The 21,697-nt window shown below is 73.0% G+C and carries 20 protein-coding genes; 8 read left to right on the top strand and 12 right to left on the bottom strand.

Annotated features, from left to right (window positions below; genetic code table 11):
* Window positions 1-192: 192 nt before the first annotated feature.
* Both IEY56_RS29160 and IEY56_RS27525 read left to right on the top strand, forming a co-directional pair.
* Complete coding sequence (locus IEY56_RS29160) at window positions 193-387, top strand: putative leader peptide (RefSeq protein WP_373292204.1); 195 nt, start codon at window positions 193-195, stop codon at window positions 385-387.
* Between the two features lie 328 nt (window positions 388-715).
* Window positions 716-1,255 (top strand): winged helix-turn-helix domain-containing protein, encoded by a 540-nt coding sequence (locus IEY56_RS27525; protein ID WP_189040002.1) that lies wholly within the window; start codon window positions 716-718, stop codon window positions 1,253-1,255.
* On the opposite strand, the gene IEY56_RS27530 is transcribed toward IEY56_RS27525, so the two are convergent.
* The 10 genes from IEY56_RS27530 to IEY56_RS27570 all read right to left on the bottom strand — a co-directional run bounded on the left by IEY56_RS27530 (window position 1,245) and on the right by IEY56_RS27570 (window position 10,619).
* Window positions 1,245-2,033 (bottom strand): sirohydrochlorin chelatase, encoded by a 789-nt coding sequence (locus IEY56_RS27530; RefSeq protein ID WP_189040003.1) that lies wholly within the window; start codon window positions 2,031-2,033, stop codon window positions 1,245-1,247. The two genes, IEY56_RS27525 and IEY56_RS27530, sit on opposite strands and share 11 nt — an antisense overlap.
* A gap of 53 nt (window positions 2,034-2,086) precedes the next feature.
* Window positions 2,087-3,469 (bottom strand): sulfate adenylyltransferase subunit 1, encoded by a 1,383-nt coding sequence (locus IEY56_RS27535; RefSeq protein WP_189040004.1) that lies wholly within the window; start codon window positions 3,467-3,469, stop codon window positions 2,087-2,089.
* A gap of 2 nt (window positions 3,470-3,471) precedes the next feature.
* Window positions 3,472-4,407, bottom strand: coding sequence for a sulfate adenylyltransferase subunit CysD (cysD, locus tag IEY56_RS27540; protein ID WP_229712250.1), 936 nt, complete (start codon window positions 4,405-4,407; stop codon window positions 3,472-3,474).
* Window positions 4,404-4,949: an adenylyl-sulfate kinase gene (gene cysC / locus IEY56_RS27545; RefSeq protein WP_189040024.1), complete on the bottom strand. Its 546-nt coding sequence runs from the start codon at window positions 4,947-4,949 to the stop codon at window positions 4,404-4,406. The genes cysD and cysC overlap by 4 nt, the downstream gene beginning before the upstream one ends.
* A gap of 41 nt (window positions 4,950-4,990) precedes the next feature.
* Entirely contained in the window at window positions 4,991-5,698 is a 708-nt protein-coding gene (locus IEY56_RS27550) for a phosphoadenylyl-sulfate reductase (protein ID WP_189040005.1), read from the bottom strand.
* Entirely contained in the window at window positions 5,695-5,952 is a 258-nt protein-coding gene (locus IEY56_RS27555; RefSeq protein WP_189040027.1) for a hypothetical protein, read from the bottom strand. The genes IEY56_RS27550 and IEY56_RS27555 overlap by 4 nt, the downstream gene beginning before the upstream one ends.
* A 121-nt stretch (window positions 5,953-6,073) precedes the next feature.
* Window positions 6,074-7,771: a nitrite/sulfite reductase gene (locus IEY56_RS27560; RefSeq protein WP_189040006.1), complete on the bottom strand. Its 1,698-nt coding sequence runs from the start codon at window positions 7,769-7,771 to the stop codon at window positions 6,074-6,076.
* A gap of 228 nt (window positions 7,772-7,999) precedes the next feature.
* Window positions 8,000-8,083 carry a putative leader peptide gene (locus IEY56_RS29165; RefSeq protein ID WP_373292205.1) on the bottom strand — a complete coding sequence of 28 codons (84 nt, stop codon included), beginning with the start codon at window positions 8,081-8,083 and terminating at the stop codon, window positions 8,000-8,002.
* A 92-nt stretch (window positions 8,084-8,175) separates the two neighbouring features.
* Complete coding sequence (locus IEY56_RS27565) at window positions 8,176-8,862, bottom strand: GNAT family N-acetyltransferase (protein WP_373292206.1); 687 nt, start codon at window positions 8,860-8,862, stop codon at window positions 8,176-8,178.
* Between the two features lie 14 nt (window positions 8,863-8,876).
* The gene (locus tag IEY56_RS27570; protein WP_189040008.1) at window positions 8,877-10,619 is read right to left on the bottom strand and encodes an ABC-ATPase domain-containing protein; all 1,743 of its coding nucleotides are present in this window, start codon (window positions 10,617-10,619) and stop codon (window positions 8,877-8,879) included.
* A gap of 294 nt (window positions 10,620-10,913) precedes the next feature.
* Between IEY56_RS27570 and IEY56_RS27575 the strand changes: the two genes are divergently transcribed.
* Together IEY56_RS27575 and IEY56_RS27580 are read left to right on the top strand one after the other, a co-directional pair.
* A complete protein-coding gene (locus tag IEY56_RS27575) occupies window positions 10,914-11,900 on the top strand; it encodes a carbohydrate kinase family protein (RefSeq protein WP_189040009.1) in 987 nt (328 codons plus the stop codon).
* Window positions 11,901-12,203: 303 nt separating this feature from the next.
* Window positions 12,204-14,171, top strand: coding sequence for an LTA synthase family protein (locus IEY56_RS27580; protein ID WP_189040010.1), 1,968 nt, complete (start codon window positions 12,204-12,206; stop codon window positions 14,169-14,171).
* 293 nt (window positions 14,172-14,464) lie between these two features.
* Here IEY56_RS27580 and IEY56_RS27585 read toward each other — a convergent pair whose 3' ends face one another.
* A complete protein-coding gene (locus IEY56_RS27585) occupies window positions 14,465-15,085 on the bottom strand; it encodes a DUF1707 SHOCT-like domain-containing protein (RefSeq protein WP_189040011.1) in 621 nt (206 codons plus the stop codon).
* A 169-nt stretch (window positions 15,086-15,254) separates the two neighbouring features.
* Complete coding sequence (locus tag IEY56_RS27590) at window positions 15,255-16,943, bottom strand: acyl-CoA dehydrogenase family protein (RefSeq protein WP_189040012.1); 1,689 nt, start codon at window positions 16,941-16,943, stop codon at window positions 15,255-15,257.
* 18 nt (window positions 16,944-16,961) lie between these two features.
* Here IEY56_RS27590 and IEY56_RS27595 point away from each other — a divergent pair, with 18 nt between their 5' ends.
* The 4 genes from IEY56_RS27595 to IEY56_RS27610 all read left to right on the top strand — a co-directional run bounded on the left by IEY56_RS27595 (window position 16,962) and on the right by IEY56_RS27610 (window position 21,652).
* Entirely contained in the window at window positions 16,962-18,092 is a 1,131-nt protein-coding gene (locus IEY56_RS27595; protein ID WP_189040013.1) for a YihY/virulence factor BrkB family protein, read from the top strand.
* A gap of 307 nt (window positions 18,093-18,399) precedes the next feature.
* A complete protein-coding gene (gene rsgA / locus IEY56_RS27600; protein WP_189040025.1) occupies window positions 18,400-19,569 on the top strand; it encodes a ribosome small subunit-dependent GTPase A in 1,170 nt (389 codons plus the stop codon).
* 163 nt (window positions 19,570-19,732) lie between these two features.
* A complete protein-coding gene (locus IEY56_RS27605; RefSeq protein ID WP_189040026.1) occupies window positions 19,733-20,299 on the top strand; it encodes a hypothetical protein in 567 nt (188 codons plus the stop codon).
* Between the two features lie 90 nt (window positions 20,300-20,389).
* Window positions 20,390-21,652 (top strand): MFS transporter, encoded by a 1,263-nt coding sequence (locus IEY56_RS27610; RefSeq protein ID WP_189040014.1) that lies wholly within the window; start codon window positions 20,390-20,392, stop codon window positions 21,650-21,652.
* The last annotated feature ends 45 nt before the right edge of the window (window positions 21,653-21,697 follow it).

Raw genomic sequence — 21,697 nt, forward strand, 5'->3', positions numbered from 1 at the left:
GGGCGATCTCCAACGGGTAGTACCTGACCCCTGGTTGGTAGGAACCCTGAGCAACGCCTGAGCAACATCCGCTCGACGAGAGCGGCAGAGCCGCCCGTCGTGGCCCCTGAGGGCCGCGGCGGGCGGCTCTCTGTGTGCCCCTGCTTGCCCGTCCTCCTGCCGCCCGCCGGGCACGCCCCCCGAGGTTCCGGAATGCGGCTCCGCAGAGCGGCCGGCCCGCCTTCCGAGAAGGCTCCCATCCGCCATTCGAGACGTCCGGGGAATTCGTTGACGGCTTACGGGAATTGCTGGCATCCTCATTCTGTGAATCATTCTGCGAACCTTGTCGCGCGTCTGCACGTCGACCTTCGACGGCACGCCAGCGCGATCTGTGCCGCCGGTTCCTGAGCCCTGACCTCCGGCTGATTCCACCTCGCGCGCAAGCCCGCCGGTGTCCGGCGGAAGCCCTCCCGCGCTGCGGGTCGATCCCCTTCTCCCGTACGGGAATTCGCGGCCGATCGGCGGTCGCGCATTCCTTTCCCGGCGGATTTCAGGCGGATTCCCCGACCAATTCCGCGCCGCCTGACGTCCGGTTCCGTGTGAAGCTGCGCGCCCCCGCCGGGATACCGCGCGGGAGAATCCTCGCGGAAGCCGCGAAGTCCGAAGTGCGGAAGGCGCGGATCGGTGGGGCCGCCGGGCCGTTTCGCTTACGAGGCTTTCCCGAAGGAGCCACGCGATGAATTCCCCGCATTCCACTGCCCATTCGGCCGCCGCGCGCCATCTCCGAGTCGTCGAGGAGGAAGCGCGGCAGGAACCGGTCCCGCCCCTCGTCGGCTACCTCGTCCTCGTTCCGGAAGGAACGGACCCCGAGGCGCTGTTCGCCGCGGAGGGCGTACGGGCCGAGCTCAGACCCTTCCCGGCCCGCGAGGCCCGGCACCCCCTTGCGGTCTCCGGGCCGCCGCTTCCCGCGGGGGAGGGGCTGACCGTCGACACGGAGCAGCACACCGTGGAGGCAGACGGCCGTCGACTCGACCTGACCTACCTGGAGTTCGAACTGCTCGCCCACCTCGCCGCCAACCCGCACCGCGTGCACACACGCGAGCAGCTCGTCGCGGCGCTCTGGGGCTACAGCCACGTGGGGGACGGGCGCACCGTCGACGTCCACATCGCCCGGCTGCGCCGCAAGCTCGGCCCGCGGCACAGGGAGCGCATCGTCACCGTGCGGCGGGTCGGCTACAAGTACGAGCCGGACCGCGCGCCGGGCGTCAGGCGCTGAGTGCGACGGGGCTGTGCGCGCGGCCCGGCCGGCGCACCGCCTCCTCGTAGCGCAGAGCCAGCACCTCGGCCAGCTCGCCGGCGGCGCCGAGCACGGGCGCGAGCACGTCGGCGCCCGCCTCGCGCGCACCGGCAGCGATGCGGTCGGGGAGGCGCCCCGGCGCGATGACGTACGGGGCGACGGCCACCCGCTCGACGCCGTCCGCGCGCAGCCCGCGGACGGCGTCGGCGGTGCGGGGCAGTGCGGCGGAGGCGAACGCAGGACGCACGGCGCACCAGCCTGTGGTGCGCCGCCACTCCCGCGCGGTCTGTGCGATCGCTGCGATCGCCTCCGGGTCCGAGGAGCCGGCCGAGGCCAGCACGATTCCGGTCGAACTCCGCTCGTCCGGCGACGATCCGGTCAGCCCGGCCTCCCTCAGCCGCCGTTCCAGGGCGGTCAGGAGGAACGGATGCGGGCCCAGCACGCCGGCCTGCCGCACGTCGAGACGGGGCAGCCGTGCGGTCGCCTCGCCGAGCACCGCCGGGATGTCGGACTTCGCGTGGAAGGCGCGGCTGAGCAGAAGCGGAACGGCGACGACGTCCCGGACGCCCTCCGCGTCCAGCCGCTCCAGCAGGCGGGGCACGGAGGGGGCGTCGAAGTCCAGGTAGGCGGTCTCCACCCGCAGGCCGGGACGCAGCGCCCGTACGCGCTCGCAGAGCGCGTCGACGGTCGCGGCGTGCCGGGGGTCGCGGCTGCCGTGTGCGATGACCACGAGGGCGGGTCGTGTGGCGGCGTGCATGGTGGTGAGTCCGTTCCGGAGGGCTTTCGGCACGTCGGCGGCTGCCGGCGGCCTCAGAAGTCCCAGCCGTCGTCGTCCGGGGCGGCGGCGCCCGCTTCGGCGGTGCCCGTCGCCTCCCGTACGGCTTCGGCGAAGGCGTCGCCCGCCATGCCGGCGGTCAGCGTGGAACCGTCGGCGGGGTCGATGAGCAGGAACGAGCCGGTGCGGCGGGAGTCGGCGTAGGCGTCGACGGGCAGCGGCTCGGACGTGCGCAGCACGACGCGTCCGATGTCGTTGGCCACCAGGCGCCCCGGTTCGGGGTGCTGGGAGAGGTCGTCGAGCGTCAGCCGGGAGGGGATCTCCTTCACGATCGCCTTGACGGTGCGCGTGGTGTGCTTCAGCAGCACCCGCGCCCCGGGCTCCAGGGGCGTGTCGTGGAGATGGCAGACGGTCGCCGTCAGATCCTGGCCGGCGGTGACGGACGCGTCCGACGGCACGATCATGTCGCCACGGGAGACGTCGAGGTCGTCGGCCAGCAGCACGGTGACGGACTGCGGCGCCCACGCGACGTCGACGGACTCGCCCAGCATGTCCAGTGCCTCGATGGTGCTGCTCTCCCCCGAGGGGAGCACCTTGACGCGCTGGCCCACCCGCAGCAGGCCGGACGCGATCTGCCCGGCGTAGCCGCGGTAGTCGCGGTGCTCGGCGGTCTGCGGCCGGATGACGTACTGGACGGGGAAGCGTGCCGGGTCCTCGCCTGGGTCGTCGGTGACGGCGAGGGTCTCCAGGTGCTCCAGGACGGTCGGGCCGCCGTACCAGTCCATGTGCGCCGAGGCCGTCACGACGTTGTCGCCGGCGAGCGCGGAGATCGGGATCGTGGTGATCTCCGGTACGCCGAGCGAGGCGGCGTACCGCGTGAACTCCTCGGCGATGGAGGCGAAGACGCCCTCGTCGTATCCCACGAGGTCCATCTTGTTGACGGCGAGCACCAGGTGCGGGACGCGCAGCAGCGCCGCCACCGCGGCGTGCCGGCGGGTCTGCTCGACGACGCCGTTGCGGGCGTCGACGAGGACGACGGCCAGCTCCGCGGTGGAGGCCCCGGTGACCATGTTCCGGGTGTACTGCACGTGGCCGGGGGTGTCGGCGAGGATGAACCGGCGGCGGGGCGTGGCGAAGTAGCGGTAGGCGACGTCGATGGTGATGCCCTGCTCGCGCTCCGCGCGCAGGCCGTCGGTGAGCAGGGCGAGGTCCGGGGCGTCCTGGCCGCGGCTGCGGGAGGCGTGCTCGACGGCCTCCAGCTGGTCGCTCAGCACGGACTTCGAGTCGTGCAGCAGCCGTCCGACGAGGGTCGACTTGCCGTCGTCGACGGAGCCGGCGGTGGCGAAGCGCAGCAGCGACGTCGCGGCCGGCGCGTCGTCGAGCGGGCCGAAACCGGCGGGCGTGGCGGGTGAGTTCATGATCAGAAGTACCCCTCGCGCTTGCGGTCCTCCATGGCGGCCTCCGAGAGCTTGTCGTCGGCCCGGGTGGCGCCTCGCTCGGTCAGCCGGGAGGCGGCGATCTCCGCGATGACCTTCTCGACGGTGTCGGCGTCGGAGTCGACGGCACCGGTGCAGGACATGTCGCCCACCGTGCGGTACCGGACCAGGCGCTGCTCGACACGCTCGTCCTCGCCGGGGCCGCCCCACTCGCCGGGGGCCAGCCACATGCCGGACCGGGCGAAGACGGTGCGCTCGTGCGCGTAGTAGATGGCGGGCAGCTCGATGCGCTCGCGCGCGATGTACTGCCACACGTCCAGCTCGGTCCAGTTCGACAGGGGGAAGACGCGCACGTGCTCCCCGGGCGCGTGCCGGCCGTTGTAGAGCTGCCACAGCTCGGGCCGCTGACGCCGCGGGTCCCAGCCGCCGAACTCGTCGCGCAGCGAGAAGACCCGCTCCTTGGCGCGCGCCTTCTCCTCGTCGCGCCTGCCCCCGCCGAAGACCGCGTCGAAACGGGACGTCTCGATGGCGTTCAGCAGAGGCACCGTCTGCAGCGGATTGCGCGTGCCGTCCGGCCGCTCCTTCAGCTCGCCGCGGTCGATGAACTCCTGCACCGAGGCGACGTGCAGGCGCAGCCCGTGCTGCCGGACGACCCGGTCGCGGTACTCCAGCACCTCCGGGAAGTTGTGCCCGGTGTCGACGTGCAGCAGCGCGAACGGCACCGGCGCCGGCGCGAACGCCTTCAGCGCGAGGTGCAGCATGACGATGGAGTCCTTGCCGCCGGAGAAGAGGATCACCGGGCGCTCGAACTCCCCCGCCACCTCGCGGAAGATGTGCACGCCCTCCGACTCCAGCGCGTCCAGGTGCGACAGCGCGTAGGGGTTGTCCTTCTCCTCCAGCGTCGTGATCGCCGTCGTCACACCAGTCCCCTCTCACTCAGCAGCGCCCGCAGCGCCGCGGCGGATTCCTCCACGCCCTGCCGGTGGGCCTCGATCCGCAGATCGGGCTCTTCGGGGGCCTCGTACGGGTCGTCCACGCCGGTCAGTCCGGAGATCTCCCCGGACGCCTGCCGCGCGTACAGACCCTTCACGTCACGCTCGGAGCAGACCTCCACCGGCGTGGCGACGTGCACCTCCAAGTAGCCGGTGCCGGCCGCCTGATGGCGCTTGCGCACCGCCTCGCGGCTGTCGGCGTACGGTGCGATGACCGGCACCAGGACGATGACGCCGTGCGACGCGAGCAGCTCGGCGACGAAACCGATCCGCTGGACGTTCAGGTCGCGGTCCTCGCGGGAGAAGCCGAGCCCCGCCGAGAGGAACGTGCGGATCTCGTCGCCGTCCAGCACCTCCACGCGGCGGCCCGCCGCGCGCAGCTGCCCGGCGAGCACGCCCGCGATGGTGGTCTTGCCCGCGCTGGGCAGGCCCGTCAGCCAGACGGTCGCGCCCTCGGCCGTTCCGTTCATCTCCCGCTCCCTGTCCTCGAGCCGGGTCTCCGCGTCCGCGCTCACAGATGGATCCCGCACTCGCTCTTGCCCGTACCGGACCAGCGTCCGGCGCGGGCGTCCTCGCCCTCGAGGACGCGCCGCGTGCACGGGGCGCAGCCGACGGACGCGTATCCGTCCGAGAGCAGAGGGTTGGTGAGCACACCGTGCTCGGTGACGTAGGAGTCGACGTCGTCCTGCGTCCAGCGGGCGATGGGGGAGACCTTGACCTTCCCGCGCCGCTGGTCCCAGCCGACGACGGGAGTTCCCGCGCGGGCCGGCGACTCGTCGCGGCGCAGGCCCGTCGCCCACGCGTCGAACTCCCGCAGCCCCTCCTCCAGCGGCGCGACCTTGCGCATCGCGCAGCACAGGTCGGGGTCGCGGTCGTGCAGCTTCGGGCCGTGCTCCGAGTCCTGCTCGGCGACGGACCGGCGCGGCGTCAGCGTGACGACCTCGACGTCCATGACGGCGGCGACGGCGTCCCGCGTTCCGATGGTCTCCGGGAAGTGGTAGCCCGTGTCGAGGAACACCACCTGCACACCCGGCATCACCCGCGAGGCCAGGTGCGCCACCACGGCGTCCTCCATGGACGAGGTGACGCAGAAGCGGCGTCCGAAGGCCCCGGCGGCCCAGCGCAGGATCTCCAGCGCCGGCGCGTCCTCCAGCTCGCGTCCCGCTTCCAGCGCGAGCTGCCGCAGCTGTGCCGCGGAGTGCCGCTGAGCGGTGGTCATCGCGTCACGCCCCCTTCCGGGTCCTGTCCGCCGTCGATGCCCGGGCCTCCCGGGCCGGAGGCGTCCGCCGGGCCGGCGGGGCTCCCCGGGGCCAGGCCGCGGGCCAGCAGCCCGAGGAACGCGAGCCGGAACGCCCGGTTGCAGGCGGCGCACTCCCACGCCGCGCCCTTGCCGCCCCCGGCCTCCGCGTCGGACGGACGCAGATCCTCGTCGCCGCAGTACGGGCAGTAGAACGGTGCCGCTCGCTCGCTCATGGTGTCTCCGTCCCCCGCTCAGCCTCGGCACGCTCATACGCGTCGGCTTCCCTCGTCACTGCTCGCTCCTTCGTCGCTGCGCGGTTCCTCGGTCCAGCCGTCGCCGCGTGCCGAGGCTCGCTCACTTGAGGGCACCCTCTTCCGCGCGGGCCGCCCACTGGGCGAAGCGTTCACCGTCCTCGCGCTGCGCGCGGAAGTTGAGGAGCACCCGCTCGATGTAGTCGGGCAGTTCGCGGGCGGTGACCTTCAGGCCGCGCACCTTGCGGCCGAAGCCCGGCTCCATGCCGAGGGAGCCGCCGAGGTGCACCTGGTAGCCCTCGACCTGCTCGCCGTCCGAGTCGGTGACGAGCTGGCCCTTGAGGCCGATGTCGGCGACCTGGATGCGGGCGCAGGAGTTGGGGCAGCCGTTGAGGTTGATCGTGACCGGCTCGTCGAAGTCCGGGAGCCTGCGCTCGAGTTCGTCGATGAGCGAGGAGCCGCGCGCCTTCGTCTCGACGATGGCCAGCTTGCAGAACTCGATTCCCGTGCAGGCCATCGTGCCCCGTCGGAAGACCGAGGGACGGGCGGTGAGGTCCAGCGCCTCCAGCGCGTCCGTGAGGGGCTGCACCTCGTCCTCGGTGACGTCGAGGACGATCATCTTCTGCTCGGCGGTCGTTCGGACGCGGTACGAGCCGTGCGACTCGGCGAGGTCGGCGATCTTCGCCAGCGTCCCGCCGTCGACGCGGCCCACGCGCGGCGCGAAGCCGACGTAGTAGCGGCCGTCCTTCTGCTGGTGGACGCCGATGTGGTCGCGCCACTGCTGCACAGGCTTCTCCGGCGCGGGCCCGTCGGCCATCCTGCGCAGCAGGTACTCGTCCTCCAGCACCTGGCGGAACTTCTCGGGGCCCCAGTCGGCGACGAGGAACTTGATGCGGGCCCGGGTCCGCAGACGCCGGTAGCCGTAGTCGCGGAAGACGGAGACGATGCCCTCGTGCACGTCGGCGACCTCGTCGAGCGGCACCCAGGCGCCCAGCCTGACCCCGAGCTTGGGGTTGGTGGACAGACCGCCGCCGACCCACACGTCGAAGCCCGGGCCGTGGTCGGGGTGTTCCACGCCGACGAACGCGACGTCGTTGATCTCGTGGGCGACGTCGAGGAGGGGCGAACCGGAGACCGCGGTCTTGAACTTGCGGGGCAGGTTCGAGTACGCCGGATTGCCGATGACGCGGCGGTGGATCTCGTCGATGGCGGGCGTGCCGTCGATGATCTCGTCGGCGGCGATCCCGGCCACCGGCGAGCCGAGGATGACGCGCGGCGTGTCCCCGCACGCCTCCGTCGTGGACAGGCCGACGCCCTCCAGCCGCCGCCAGATCTCCGGCATGTCCTCGATGCGGATCCAGTGGAACTGGACGTTCTGCCGGTCGGTGATGTCGGCGGTGCCGCGCGCGAACTCCTGCGAGATCTCGCCGATGACGCGCAGCTGCCGGGTCGTCAGCTGCCCGCCGTCGATGCGGACGCGGAGCATGAAGTACTCGTCGTCCAGCTCCTCCGGCTCCAGGACGGCCGTCTTGCCGCCGCTGATGCCGGGCTTCCGCTGCGTGTAGAGGCCCCACCAGCGCATCCGTCCGCGCAGGTCCGCCCCGTCGATGGAGTCGAAGCCGCGGTGCGCGTAGATGGTCTCAATGCGTGTCCGCACGTTGAGACCGTCGTCGTCTTTCTTCGTCTGCTCGTTGCCGTTGAGCGGAGTGAAGTGCCCAGCGGCCCACTGCCCTTCGCCGCGGTGGCGGCCGGCTTTGCGCCGGCTCGGGGCGGAAGCGGGCTGCTTGGAGGTGTCAGCCATGTTGGTCGTCCTTCGGGGCGTCCTTGGGGTTCCCGGTGCGGGCGCCGTGCCGGGGGCGCGGCCGGTCTCGGGAACGATCCTGGGCGGCGGGCGTCGCTCAGCAGTCCCTGACCTGCGCGTACGTCGATGACGTGCGGCCACGGGCAGGCAGGGCCGATGCGGTTCGAGCGGGGAGTGGGCGCGCCCGCGTCAGTGAGGGCGGCAGGTGTGTCGGCGGTGCTGGGACTGTCAGCCCGCCTGACAGATGGCGCTGGACATGCGGCCGAGGTCGACGTGGCGTCGACTCACCAAGGCGATTCCAGCGCGAGACATGACGGAAGCCTCGCACGGCGCGGAACGGGCAGTCCACTGCCGTCCATATCACGGACGTAATTGTCTCGCTCTATGAGACGAGGTGTCGCCGCTCACATATCCGCAGGTCGGGACCCCTGCGACGGCTCCCGTCGGTCCGGGCGCGGCACCAGGGGAGCTGCTGGGGCCGGGCCCTGACCCGCGGACGCGGGTGTTGCCGACGCGTTCGCTGCGGGCGCGGCCGGCTCCTGCGCGACTTCCTTGGCGAAGATGCGGAACCCCCGCCGCTGGTAGTTGCGCAGCGCGTGCGGCCCGTCCTTTGTGCAGGTGTGCAGCCACACGCGGTTCGTCGGCTCCCTGTCCGGCCAGCGCTCCGCCATGTCCCAGGCCCGCGCGGCCCCGAACCCGAGGAGGTGCGCGCCGATGCGGCGCCCACGGAAGGCCGGCAGCAGCCCGAAGTAGCTGATCTCCACGGCCCGGCCCGGACGCGTGGCACGCGCGGAGGTGTCCGGGCTCGCACCGTCGAGTTCCATGAATCCCGCGGGGGTGCCCCGCTCGTAGGCGACCCACGTCTCGACGCCCGGACGCTCCAGCCACTCCTGCCACCGCGCGCCGGGCCACGGCAGCCGGTCCGTCCACTCGACGTCCGCTCCGACGGACGCGTAGAGGAAGCGGCTGAACTCGGCGCTCGGCACCTGCGCCCGCACGATCCGGACGCCGGCCGAGGGTTCGGGCCCCGGGGCCTCCCGCAGGTCGCCGGGCGCGGTCTGCTCCAGGTACCAGGTGGTGACCGTCCTCATTCCCGGGTCGACGGTCATGCGCCCGCCCCGTTCCCGGCCGGCAGCGGGGACTGGCGGTGGACGCGCATGCCGCGGAGGCGGTTGAGGGCGGCGGCCGTCTCGAAGCGGCGCGGGACGGCGAAGTCCTCGTCCCGCACCGCCAGCAACGACTCCGCCCCGCGTGCCAGGTCCCGGTCGAGCAGGTCCAGCGCCTCGGCGAGGGTGCGCTCGCCGTCCACGTGGCCGCGGCGCACCATGATTTCCAGGGCGAGGCCGATGCCCGTCACCTGCCGGGAGTCGGTGATCTGCTCCACGGACCGCAGGTCCACCTCGTGCTCGCCGAACGTCAGCGCGTCCTCTCCGCGGGAGCGTACGCGCCTGCGTCCGCGCGACTCGGCCTCCAGGGAGGACGGTTCGGGGACCCGGTGCACGACAGCAGGGAACGACTCGGCCTCCGCGTGCCGCCCCGTCGGCACGGAAGCCACCTCGCGGGCGCGCGCCGTGACGTCCGAGGGACGGTAGGCGTCCATCATCAGCACCCGGTCCGCGACCTCCAGGTAGTCGCCGGAGCCGCCCATGACGAGCACCGTCGAGACGCCGTGGTCGCGGTGGAGTGAGCGTACGGAGTCCACGAAGGGGGTCAGCGGCTCGCGGTCCTTCGCCACCAGCGCCTGCATGCGGGCGTCGCGGATCATCAGGTTCGTGGCGGCGGTGTCCTCGTCGATGAGCAGCACCCGCGCACCCGCCTCGACGGCCTCGCAGAGCGACGCCGCCTGCGAGGTGGAGCCCGAGGCGTTGTCCGTGGAGAAGTCCGTGGTGTCCGAGCCGTCGGGCAGGTGGTCGACGAAGGCGTGCACGTCGACCCGCTCGACCCGTCGCCCGTCCTCGGCCCGCAGCTTCACCGTCTCGGGCCGTGAGACGACGCGTTCGCGGCCGTCTCCCGGTACGTGGTCCCAGACGCCCGTCTCCAGCGCGCGCAGCAGCGTGGACTTGCCGTGGAAGCCGCCGCCGACGACCAGGCTCACGCCCTCCGGCAGGCCCATGCCGGTGACGGTGCCCGCGTGCGGCAGCTCCACCGTCACCCGCAGGTTCTCCGGCGAGAGGAACGGCACGACTCCGGGGCCGCTCGCCGGGCGGTCGTCGACGCCGCTGCCGCGCGGCAGCACCGCGCCGTCGGCGACGAACGCCACCAGGCCCAGCCCGGGCAGGGCCGCGCGCAGTGCGTCGGAGTCCTCGACCGTCTCCACGAACTCCCGTACGGCCGCCGCGTCCAGAGCCCCGTAGCGCAGTGCGCGCTCCGCCACGCGGGGCACGGTGCGGCGCATCAGGCGCTGCGCGTAGCGGGCGTCGATGCGGCGGCCCTTGCCCGGCAGGGCCAGGCCGAAGCGGAGCGTCACACCGCCGTCGGCGCCGACCGTGCAGGAGCTGCGGTCCAGCACCTCCTGGCCGCCCGCGTCGACGCGCAGCGACTTCTCGCCGTGCGCGGCCTCGGCGGCGCGCCGGGCAAGGAAGCTCGCCAGCGCCCGGCGGCGCACGGGCGTCGCCCACAGCTCCGCGGGGAACGCGGCGGCATCCGGCGGCAGGTGGAGGGCGGCCCGCGCCGGCGGAGCGAAGGGGTCTGCCTGGGCCCGTACCAGCCGCAGCGTCGCGCCGGACCGGCCGTCACCGGGCAGTCTCCAGGTGCCGACCAGACCTTTGTAGCGGCCGTACGGCGCGCCTTCGAGGCGTCCGAGCTGCTCCTCCAGGCCCTCGCGCGGGGCGGCCTGCTCCCGTGGCACTGAGTGAGTTCCTTCCGCCGGGGGGCTTCTGCGACGGGACGATACATAACGCCCGCGAGGGCGCGGACCTGGGGCGACCGGTACCCGGCCGCGCCGCACCGGCGCGGCGGCTTCCGCCTCCGCTGCCCGGGGCCGCACCGGGCGTGCCCGTTCCCTGCCCGTTGCGGGCGGCCCGTCGTTGACAGGGAAACGGGCGGCTGCTGGACTCCAGCGCGGGTCGCGGCGGCTGCCGCCCGCCCCCTGCCGCACCGGCCCGGTCCGTCCACTCCACCACCCCACCGTGAGGTCCCGAGCATGCCCGTGTACGAGCCGTCCGCACCGACTTCCCCCGCCGAGGGCGCCGCGCCCGTCGCGGTGCTCGGGGAGTGCGTCGCCGACGCCTTCGTGCGGGCACCGTCCGCGAGCGCGGGCACGCCCGCCATCGGGCTGGACGTACTCCCCGGCGGCGGCCCCGCCAACACGGCGGTCGCCCTGGCGCGGCTCGGCACGCCCACCCGATTCCTCGGACGGCTCTCCTCCGACGTCTTCGGCCGTCTCTTCCGCGACCATCTCGCCGCCTCGGGCGTCGACTTGAGCCGGACGGTCGCCGCGAGCGAGCCGAGCACCCTCGCCGTGGCCGACCTCGACGACGACGGACGGGCCGACTACTCGTTCCACGCGGAGAACACCGCCGACTGGCAGTGGACTCCGCGGGAGCTCGCCGCCGCCTCCGGCGGCCCCCTCTCCTGCCTGCACACGGGTTCGCTGGCGCTGGTGCGGACGCCGGGCGGCCCGGCCGTCGAGGAGCTGCTGGAGGACGCGGCCACCCGCGCCACCGTCTCCGTCGACCCCAACGTGCGCCCGCTCCTCGTCGAACCCGCCGTCTACCGGGCCGCGCTGCCGCGCTGGTGCGCCGCCGCGGACATCCTGCGGCTCTCCGACGACGACCTCGCCCACCTCATGCCCGAGGGCGCCTCCCCGGAGGCGGCGGCGGACATCTTCCACCGGGACGGCGTGCCCCTCGTCGTCGTCACCCTCGGCGCAGGCGGCGTCTTCGCGTCCCTCGGCGGGGAGCGGCTGCGGGTTCCCGCCCCTCAGGTGGACGTCGTCGACTCCGTGGGTGCGGGCGACACCTTCATGGCCGGATTCCTGCACTCGCTGCACGGCGCGGGGGCACTGGGCGGCCGCCTGGACGGCCTCCGTCCCGGCCAGGTCAAGGACGCGATGGCGTTCGGCGCCCGCGTGGCGGCGGCGGTCTGCGCGGTGCGCGGCGCGAACCCGCCCTGGGCGAGCGAGCTGTAGCGGTACTTTTCCCGCCGCTTCCGCTGCCTTGTGCCTCTTTGTTCCTGGTGGGACGCATTCGGGACGCGAGCAGGCGCCCGCACCTTCAAGACTTCTCCGGGGTAATGCCAAGCGCTGGCAAGTTCTCCGTCCGGGCTGCCAAATTAGCCAACCCGTTCACCCTCTCGGCGTACGCTGCCCGCGCAGGCGGCTCCAGTGATCGAACTGGGCCCGCCGCAGGCCGTACACCGGCGGCCGGCCCCCGTTCCCCCAGAACCGGGCCCGCCGTGTCACCACAGAAGTTCGCAAGGAAGGACCTCCGGGTTGCCGCTCTTCACCAGCTCCCGCCGGCTGCAGAAACAGGACGAGGCAACCCCGGAGGGCGCCTCGACAGACGCTTCCCCGGAGAGCGTTCGGACGGAGACGGCCGCCGACGAGGAGGCCGCCGCCGGTGAGGGGGCGGCCGCTGACACGGAGACGGCCGCTGCCAAGGGTGGGGCCTCCGGTGGCGTGCGGGGCTGGCGGGCCGAGTACCCGGCCGCGGCCCGCTGGACGAAGCACGGCACGACTGTGCTGGCGGCTCTTCTCGTATACGTCGCGCTCGTCCTGCCGAACGAGATGGACCGCCTCACCCTCGGCGCGTTCCTGCGAATACCCGGGGAGGCGATCTTCGGCGTCGCGCTGTTGCTGGTCCTCCCGCCCAGGGCGAGGCGGGGCACCGCCACGGCCATGGGCGCCGCGCTGGGCCTGCTGACCGTCCTGAAGTTCTTCGACATGGGCTTCTACGAGTTCCTGGACCGCCCCTTCGACCTCGTCCTGGACTGGGTGCTCTTCGACGACGCCGAGTCCTTCCTCGAGGACACCGTCGGCAAGGCCGGGGCGATCGCAGCCGTCATCGGCCTCGTCGTACTGATCATCGCCCTGCTCGTCCTCAGCGCCCTCGCCGTCCGCCGGCTGGGCCCCATCGTCCTGCGCGACATCCGGCTGGCGACGCGGACGACGCTCGCTCTTGCCACCGCGTGGTTCACCCTCGCGACGCTGCAGATACCGGGAATCGACGTGCCGGTCGCCTCCAAGATCACCGCGGGGCTCGTCAACAACCGCATCGAGCAGGTCGGGGACGGGCTCGAGGACGAGCGGATATTCGCCAAGGAAGCCGCTCACGACAAGTTCGAGAACACGCCGCCGGACGAGCTGCTGACCGGACTGCGCGGCAAGGACGTCATCTTCGCGTTCATCGAGAGCTACGGCCGCGACGCGATCGAGAACCCGGAGATGTCCGCGGGCGTCAACGCCGGTCTCGCGGACGGCAAGGAGCGTCTCGAGGGAGCCGGATTCTCCTCCCGCAGCGGCTGGCTCACCTCTCCCGTGACGGGCAGCGGAAGCTGGATGGCACACGCGACGTTCATGTCGGGCCTGTGGATCGACAACCAGCAGCGCTACCGCACCCTCACCTCCAGCGACCGGCTGACCCTCACCCGGGCCTTCCGCCGCACCGAGGACTGGCGGACCGCGGGCATGATGCCGGGCGTCACCAAGGCGTGGCCGGAGGGCAAGTTCTACGGCCTCGACCACGTCTACGACTCACGTGAAATGGGCTACAAGGGCCCCAAGTTCAGCTGGTCGCCGGTGCCCGACCAGTACACGATGAAGGCGTACGAGCGTCTTGAGAGCGGCAAGAAGAACCGCAAGCCCCTCATGTCGGAGATCATCCTCGCCACCAGCCACAACCCCTGGGCGCCGCTGCCGAAGATGATCGGCTGGGACGAGGTCGGCGACGGGTCCGTCTACCACCGGATCAAGAAGGCCGGGAAGGACCCCAAGGACGTCTGGCGGGACGAACGGCAGGTACGCCGGGAGTACGCGCGTTCCGTCCGGTACTCGATGAAGACCCTCACGTCCTACCTGGAGAAGTACGGCCACGACGACACCGTCCTCGTCGTCCTCGGCGACCACCAGCCGAACCCGACCGTCGTCGGCAACCACGCCAGCCGGGACGTGCCGGTCTCCGTCATCGCCAAGGACGACAAGGTCATGGACCGCATCCACGACTGGAACTGGAAGGACGGTCTGCGGCCCGACAAGGACACCCCGGTCTGGCGCATGGACAAGTTCCGCGACCGGTTCATGACCGCCTACGGGCCCGACGGGGACTCGGTGTCCTCCGGCACCGGCACGGCGGACGGCGACAAGCCCGGCAAGGAGGGCTCCGGCAAGGAGGGCTCCGGCGAAGGTGAGTCCGGCAAGGACAAGGGCGACGAGGGCAAGTCCGGGGGCGGCAAGAAGGACTAGAAGTCCGTTCCGTCAGGAGCCCACGGACCGTCCCAGGCCGATCGCGCGGTCGAACTCCGGTTCCGCGCACCGGGAGTGCGCGCGTCGCGGCGCCGACTGCCGTACCGGGCGCAGCGGTCGGCTCGGAAGCGGGCGGTGGGAACAGGTCTTCCGCGTGGGTGGGCGGGACCGCCGGAAGGCCGCCGGAAGCCGTGCCCGTCCGGGTCGCGCTGCTCCGGAACGGTGTGCGGGATCACCCCACGAGGCGTGTCCCGGAGGCGCTCCGGATCCAGGCCGCCACCCCAGGCACGTGCCTAGCGCTGCGACGGGTTGCCGTGCAGCTTGCGCCGTTCCCGGTGGTTGGGGTGGCGGACGACCACTCCTCCTCCCGGGCCGCCGGACCCGGTGAGCCGGATCAGCGGAGTCCCCGGGAGCCGGTCGGGTGTGGTCTCGTCCTTCAGGCCGCCGACGCCGGGTTCCACGCCGCCGGCGTCTGCGGCCCAGCCGTCGGGGATGACGACCGTGACACCGGAGATCTCGCCGTGCGCCTCCACCGCGACCTCCGGGAGACGGCACTCGACCCGGGTGAAGTCGATCTTCACGCCCCCGACGCCTCCGTAAGCGACCACACGCCTGGGGACCTCCCAGCGCCCGGGGCCCAGGGACGCGCCGAGCATGCCGCCCTTGACCACCAGCGGCGGCCGGTCCTCCGGGGAAGGCGGCCTCGGCAAGTCGGCGGTCAGGGCGGCCAGTTCGCCGTAGGTCCTGGACTTCAGGGCCTGCTCCAGACGCGAGTCCAGCTCGTCGAGGCCGATGCGCCCCTCGGCCGCCGCGTCGCGCAGCTGCTCCACCACCGCTTCGCGGTCGTCGTGGGAGGCGCGGAGCTCGCCTGACGGAGCGGGGCGCGGTGAGGGCTCAGGCGGCTGGGCGGTCATGTCCGACAGGGTATGCAGCCGGCGGACTCAGCGGACCGGGACCGCGAATCCCGCGCAGGGGCCGGGAGATGCGCTTCTCGGCCACGTTTCGGCCACGGACCGCGGCAGTACGTCCCGAAGACCGCCGACGCCCGAGGGGCCGGCCGGGAGCGTGCGTCCCGGCCGGCCCCTAGGCCGTCGCGGGACGCGCCCTCTCCACGATCGACGGCAGGTCGAGCGTGTGCGGCAGCGTGCCGAAGGCCGCGCCCCAGTCGCCGCCGAGCCGGGAGGCGCAGTAGGCGTCGGCCACCTCCGGCGGGGCGTACCGCACCAGCAGTGATCCCTGGAGCACCTGCGCCATCCGCTCGACGAGGCGGCGCGCACGCGCCTCGATGCCCTCCAGGTCGGCGAGTTCGGCCAGGAGGTCCTTCGTGGCCGCGTCCAGGCGGTGGTCGGCTCCGCGGGCAAGGCCGATCTCCGTGAGGAACGCGTTCAGCGCCTCCGGGGAGCGCTGCAGCGCGCGCAGCAGGTCCAGGGCCTGGACGTTGCCGGAGCCCTCCCAGATCGAGTTGAGCGGCGACTCGCGCAGCATCCTGGGCATGCCCGACTCCTCGACGTACCCGTTGCCGCCGAGGCACTCCAGGGCCTCGCCCACCACGGGCGTGCAGCGCTTCGTCACCCAGTACTTGGCGGCGGGGACCGCGAGACGCAGCAACTGCCGTTCCTGCTCGGCGTCCTGGCCGCCGCCCTGGGCCGCGTCGAACGCGGACGCGAGCCGCATCGTCAGCGCCGTCGCCGCCTCCGACTCCAGCGCCAGGTCGGCCAGGACGTTCTGCATCAGCGGCTTGTCCGTCAGCAGTCCGCCGAACGCGCTGCGGTGCGCGGTGTGGTGCGTGGCCTGCGCGACCGCGTGGCGCATGAGGGCGGCGGAGCCCGTCACGCAGTCCAGCCGGGTCGCGGCGACCATCTCGATGATGGTCGGCACGCCCCGCCCCACCTCGCCCACGCGCCGCGCCCACGTCGTCCCGTCGAACTCGACCTCGCTGGAGGCGTTGGAGCGGTTGCCGAGCTTGTCCTTCAGCCGCTGCACGCGGAAGGTGTTGCGCGACCCGTCGGGCAGTACGCGGGGCACGAGGAAGCAGGTGAGGCCCTCGCCCTCTCCGCCGCCCGTCACCTGCGCGAGCACAAGGAAGACGTCCGACATCGGCGCGGAGCAGAACCACTTGTGCCCCGTCAGCACGTACTCGCCCTCGCCCTCGCCGCCGCCGCTGACCGGAACGGCCTGCGTCGTGTTCGCGCGTACGTCGCTGCCGCCCTGCTTCTCGGTCATCCCCATGCCGGCGATGGCGCCAGGCTTCTGCGTCGCCGGCCGGTCCAGGCCGGGCGCGTAGGTGTGCGAGGAGAGCAGCGGCTCCCAGACGGCGGCCAGGGACGGCTCCTTGCGCAGGGCGGGCACCGCGGCGTGCGTCATCGACACCGGGCAGCCGTGGCCCGCCTCGACCTGCCCCCACACGTAGAAGCCCGCGGTCCGGCGGAGCTGCCCGTCCGGCCGCGACCAGGCGTCGGTGAGGCCCGCGCCGACGGCACGGTCGAGCAAGCGGTGCCAGGCCGGGTGGAATTCGACCTCGTCGATGCGGTTGCCGTACCGGTCGTGCGTACGCAGTACGGGCGGCACCTCGTTGGCCTGCCTGCCCCACTCCTGCGCCTCCGCCGAGCCGGCGCCGCGGCCGAGTTCGCTCAGCTCGGCGCGTACCTCCTCGGCTCGTTCGGGCGCTGCGTGCCGGGCGACCGCCTCGGCGAGAGCGTGGTCGGCCGAGAAGACGTCGTAGTCGACGAGCGGCGGCGGCTGGTTGGTGACGGTGTGAGTGGAGGCTGGCATGGCAGATACGTTAAGGAGGTGCAACCAGCCGACGAAACCCCACCTCGCCCGAGCGGACGTTTCCGCAGAGCGCGCGTCATCTACCGGAACGTCCCCAAACGGAGGATGGCCTGGCTGTTGCTCAAGGACACGGTCAACTCCTGCATGGAGTACCGGGTCCTCGGCCTCGCCGCCGAGGCGGCGTTCTTCACCCTGATCTCGATCCCCCCGCTGCTGCTCGGCCTCATCGGGCTGCTGGGCTACCTCGACGCCTGGATCGGCACCGACACGATCGACTCGATCCGCACCAACTTCCTCACCGCTTCCGCCGCGGTGCTCTCCGACCGCGGCGTCGACCAGATCGCGCGTCCCCTCATCGACGACGTCATCCGCGGCGGCCAGCCCGACGTGATCTCGCTCGGTTTCGCCATCGCGCTGTGGTCCGGGTCGAGGGCGGTGAACGTCTTCATCGACACCATCACCGTGATGTACGGCCTCGACGGGCAGCGCGGCATCGTCAAGACGCGCCTGCTGGCCTTCCTGCTGTACCTCGTGGCGCTTGCCATCGGCGCGGTGGTGCTGCCGCTGATGGTCGCCGGCCCGGACGCGGTGCTGCGGCTGGTCCCGCAGGCGCAGGGGCTGGTCGCGGTCTTCTACTGGCCGGTGGTGCTGCTGCTCTCGGTCGCGTTCCTCACGACGCTCTACCACGTGTCGGTGCCGGTGCGTTCGCCGTGGCGGGAGGACATCCCGGGTGCGCTCGTCGCCCTGCTGATGTGGGTCGTCGGCAGCATCCTGCTGCGCCTGTACATCACGAGCACCGTCGAGGGCCTCACGATCTACGGCTCGCTGGCAGCGCCCGTCGCCGTGCTGCTGTGGATCGGCGTCTCCGCCTTCGCGGTGCTCGTGGGCGCCGCCGTCAACGCCGCCATCGACCACGTGTGGCCGTCCGTGGCGACCGCCGCCGCACGCCGCATGAACGAGCGCGCCCGTGAGGAGGCGGCCGCGGAGGTCATCGCCGCCGCTGCCGCCCGCAGGGCGATGCGCGACGCGGAGAGCTCCGGCGCGGAGGAACCGGGGGACGATCCGCCTGCCGAATTCCCCGAGCGGTGGACGAAGTTCCTTCCGCACGCGGACGTACGGGCGCGGCTGCGCTCGCGCCGCGACCGCTGACGCGGGGCGCGTGCGTTCCTGCGGTGCCGGGGCGCCGGCCCCGGCCGCCGGCCGGCGGAAATTCCGTGGCCGCCGCCCGCTTGCCGCGCTACAGTCCGGCGAGCGGCGTGTCCTTGCCGGGCCGCCGCCCCGGAAGCTCTCGCGATGAGGAGGTGAAGACAGATGGCCGTCGTTGTGGTGGGCGCTGCCCGCATCCCGAAGTCCGTCCTCTCCACCTCCGTGGCCCCCGTCTGACGCGCAGCGGCACGCTTCGTCCGTGCGGTGCGCGCGGCACCGGGAGGGCCACCCTTCCGTGAAGGGCAATCCCGTGAACTCCTCGCTCAACTCACCGCACAACTCACCCCGCTCGCAGCGCAGTTCGTCCTCCGCCGGCCCGGCCGCCCCGCACCCCCTCGCCCGCTACGGCTGGGACGCCGACGTGGCCGACGCGTTCGCCCCCTACGACGGGCAGGGGCTCGTACCCGCCCGCGTCGTGCGCGTCGACCGCGGGCGGTGCGACGCCGTCACCGCGGAGGGCACCGTGCGCGCCGACACCGCGCCCGTGGCCACCGCCGATCCCACGCGCACGATCTGCACCGGGGACTGGGCGGTGCTCCGTCCCGGGCCCGGCTCCGGGCTCGCGGAGGTCCGCGCCGTGCTGCCGCGGCGCACGGCCTTCCTCCGCTCGACCGCCACCAACCGCTCCGAGGGCCAAGTGCTGGCCGCCAACGTCGACCACGTCCTCATCGCGACGTCGCTCGCCGTCGAGCTCGACCTCGCACGCGTCGAGCGCTTCACCGCCCTCGCATGGACGAGCGGGGCCCAGCCGCTGGTCGTCCTCACCAAGGCAGACCTCGTCGAAGACCCGGCGACGCTCGCCCAACTCATCGCCGACGTCGAGCAGTCCGCGCCGGGCGTGACGGTGCTGAGCGTCAGCGCAGCCACCGGGGACGGCCTCGACGTGCTGTCCGCGGTCGTGGCCGGGGGCACGTGCGTCCTCCTCGGCCAGTCGGGCGCCGGCAAGTCGACGCTGGCCAACGCGCTGCTGGGGGAGGAGGTGCAGGACGTCCGGGCCACCCGTGACAACGACGGCAAGGGACGGCACACCACGACGACCCGCGACCTGCTGCCGCTGCCCGAGGCGCGCGGCGGCGGCGTCCTCATCGACACCCCCGGGCTGCGCGGCGTCGGCCTGTGGGACGCGCACGAGGGAGTGGGCCGGGCCTTCGCGGAGATCGAGGCGCTCGCCGGGGAATGCCGCTTCCACGACTGCCGTCACGACAGCGAACCGGACTGCGCGGTGCTCGCCGCCGTCGAGGACGGCACCCTTCCGCACCGCCGTCTGGAGAGCTACCGCAAGCTGCTGCGCGAGAACACCCGCCTCGCGGCCCGCACGGACGCGCGGCTGAGAGCCGAGGAGAAGCAGCGCTTCAAGCAGATGTCGGCCCTGGGCCGGCACATGGCGGAGCGGAAGCGGGGCGTGCGGCGCAAGCCGTGACCGCGGGGGCATGGGAGGGCGGTTGCTACCGTCCCCCCATGCCCCTCCCGCCCGGCAGCCCGCTCGACGGCCCCTCCGCACGCGTCGGCTCCCGTGCGGGCGGGAGCGGAGCCCGTACCCGGCGGACGCCGCGGTGAGCCCGTTCGGGCCGCGCGAGTTCCAGATGGTGCTGCTGCGCCGGATGGCCGACTTCCAGCAGGACCTCGTCCAGGAGGCGCTCGTCGAACTGGGCGCCGGACGCGCGGAGATGAGGGAGGCGAACCGCCGCTGGCAGGCCATGCTGCGCGCGCCGGGCGGCCGGAGCGCCGCGGGGCGGTACCGCTCGGTGCTCGGCCCGCCGGACGGGGCCGTCCGGCGGCAGCTCGGCGATCTCGACTGCGAAGCGCTGACGTGGCGGCTGCCGCTCTGGCCCGACCTCCGCTTCGAGGTGCTGAGCCTCCCCGGCGGCGGGGCCGTCACGGAGTTTTTGGTGCGGGCTCCCGGTGCCGCGCCGCCTCCGCTGAACACCCTGGAGGACCTGACCCCGTGGTCCTGCACGGTCGACGAGGCGGCGCGCGCCTTCGCCCCGGCCCGGCCCCTGGAGGGCTCGGCGCCGAGCCGCTGGCGTCTGGGCTTCACCGTCCGCGACGCCGCGGGCCTACGGCACGGAGTGATCGCCGAGTTCACCTGGGGGCTGCTGCAGCGGCTCCCCGAGGTGCGCGCCCTACCCGGCGGCCCGGAGCTGCCGTAGCCTGAACGCATGACCTGGCGACATTGACCCTCACGGGATTCCAGAAGCACCGCGGCGACGGCCCGGGCCCGGCCCCGGCGTTCCGCCGCAGTGGGGCGCCTTGCCCGACGGCTGTGCGCGTACGCCTTCTTCGAAGACCTGATCCTGCTCTACCCGGTCTACGCGCTGCTCTTCGCCGAGCACGGCCTGTCCACTGGTGAGATCTCCTCCCTGTTCATCATCTGGTCGTGCGTGACCTTCGTCCTGGAAGTGCCTTCCGGGATGTGGGCCGACCTCTTCTCACGGCGCCTGCTGGTCGTCCTCGCGCCCCTGCTGACCGGTGCCGGTTTCGCACTGTGGACGTGGCTGCCCTCGTACCCGGCGTTCGCGTGCGGGTTCCTGCTGTGGGGGGCGGGCGGCTCGCTGTCCTCGGGCTCGCTGCAGGCCCTCGTCTACGAGGAGCTGGCCCGCCACGGCGCGACGGCCTCGTACGCCCGGATCATGGGCCGTTCGCAGGCGATGGGCACCACCGCCATGATGGCGGCGACCGCCCTGGCCGGACCGGTACTCGGCGCGGGCGGCTACGAGGCCGTCGGGGCGGCGAGCGTCGTGGTGTGCCTGATCGGCGCGGCCGTGGGCCTCACCCTGCCCGAGCCGCGGCGCGGCAGCGCGCGCGGAGCCCGCCCGGACGACGGCGAGCGGAATGCGGGCGGTACGCCGGAGCGCGGGTTCGGCGCCGTACTCCGCGCCGGAGCCGCCGAACTGCGCGGCTCGCGCGCCGCTCTGCGCGCCGTGCTGCTGAGCTCAGCCGTCACCGGTGCGCTGATGATCGACGAGTACGTGCCGCTCCTCGTGGGGTCGATGGACGTCGCCGCGTCGACGGTGCCCACGCTGATGCTGCTCGTCTCGGCGGGTGTGGCGGTGGGCGGCTGGTGCGCGGGCCGCGGTACGCCACGGCTCCTGGGACCCGCGCTGGGCGTGGCGGCCCTGGCGCTGGCGGCGGGCTCGGTGAGCGGTCCCGCCGGAACGCCGCTGCTGGCCCTGGCGTTCGGGATCTTCCAATGGGCGATGGTCACCTGCGACGCGCTGCTCCAGGACCGGGTGACCGACCGGGCACGCGCGACGGTCGCCTCCGTGGCGGGCTTCGGCGCCGAAGTGTTCTCGGTGCTGCTGTGCGCCGCCTACGGCCTGGGCTCCGCCCGGTGGGGGCACAGCACGCTGTTCGTGCTCGCCGCGGTCCCGTACCTGCTGATCGCGCTCGCACTGCTGCGGCACGGCCGGAGACCACCGGCCCCGGGGGGCGCGCCCGACGAAGGGGAGGACGAGAACGAGGACGAGGGCGAGGACGAGGGGCAGCGGGGCGCCCGGCGGTGACGTCCGCCGGCGGCGTGGGACGGCGACGTCCGAAATCCGCGAGTG

Source organism: Streptomyces daqingensis, from assembly GCF_014645895.1.
In the GTDB taxonomy this organism is placed as follows: domain Bacteria; phylum Actinomycetota; class Actinomycetes; order Streptomycetales; family Streptomycetaceae; genus Streptomyces; species Streptomyces daqingensis.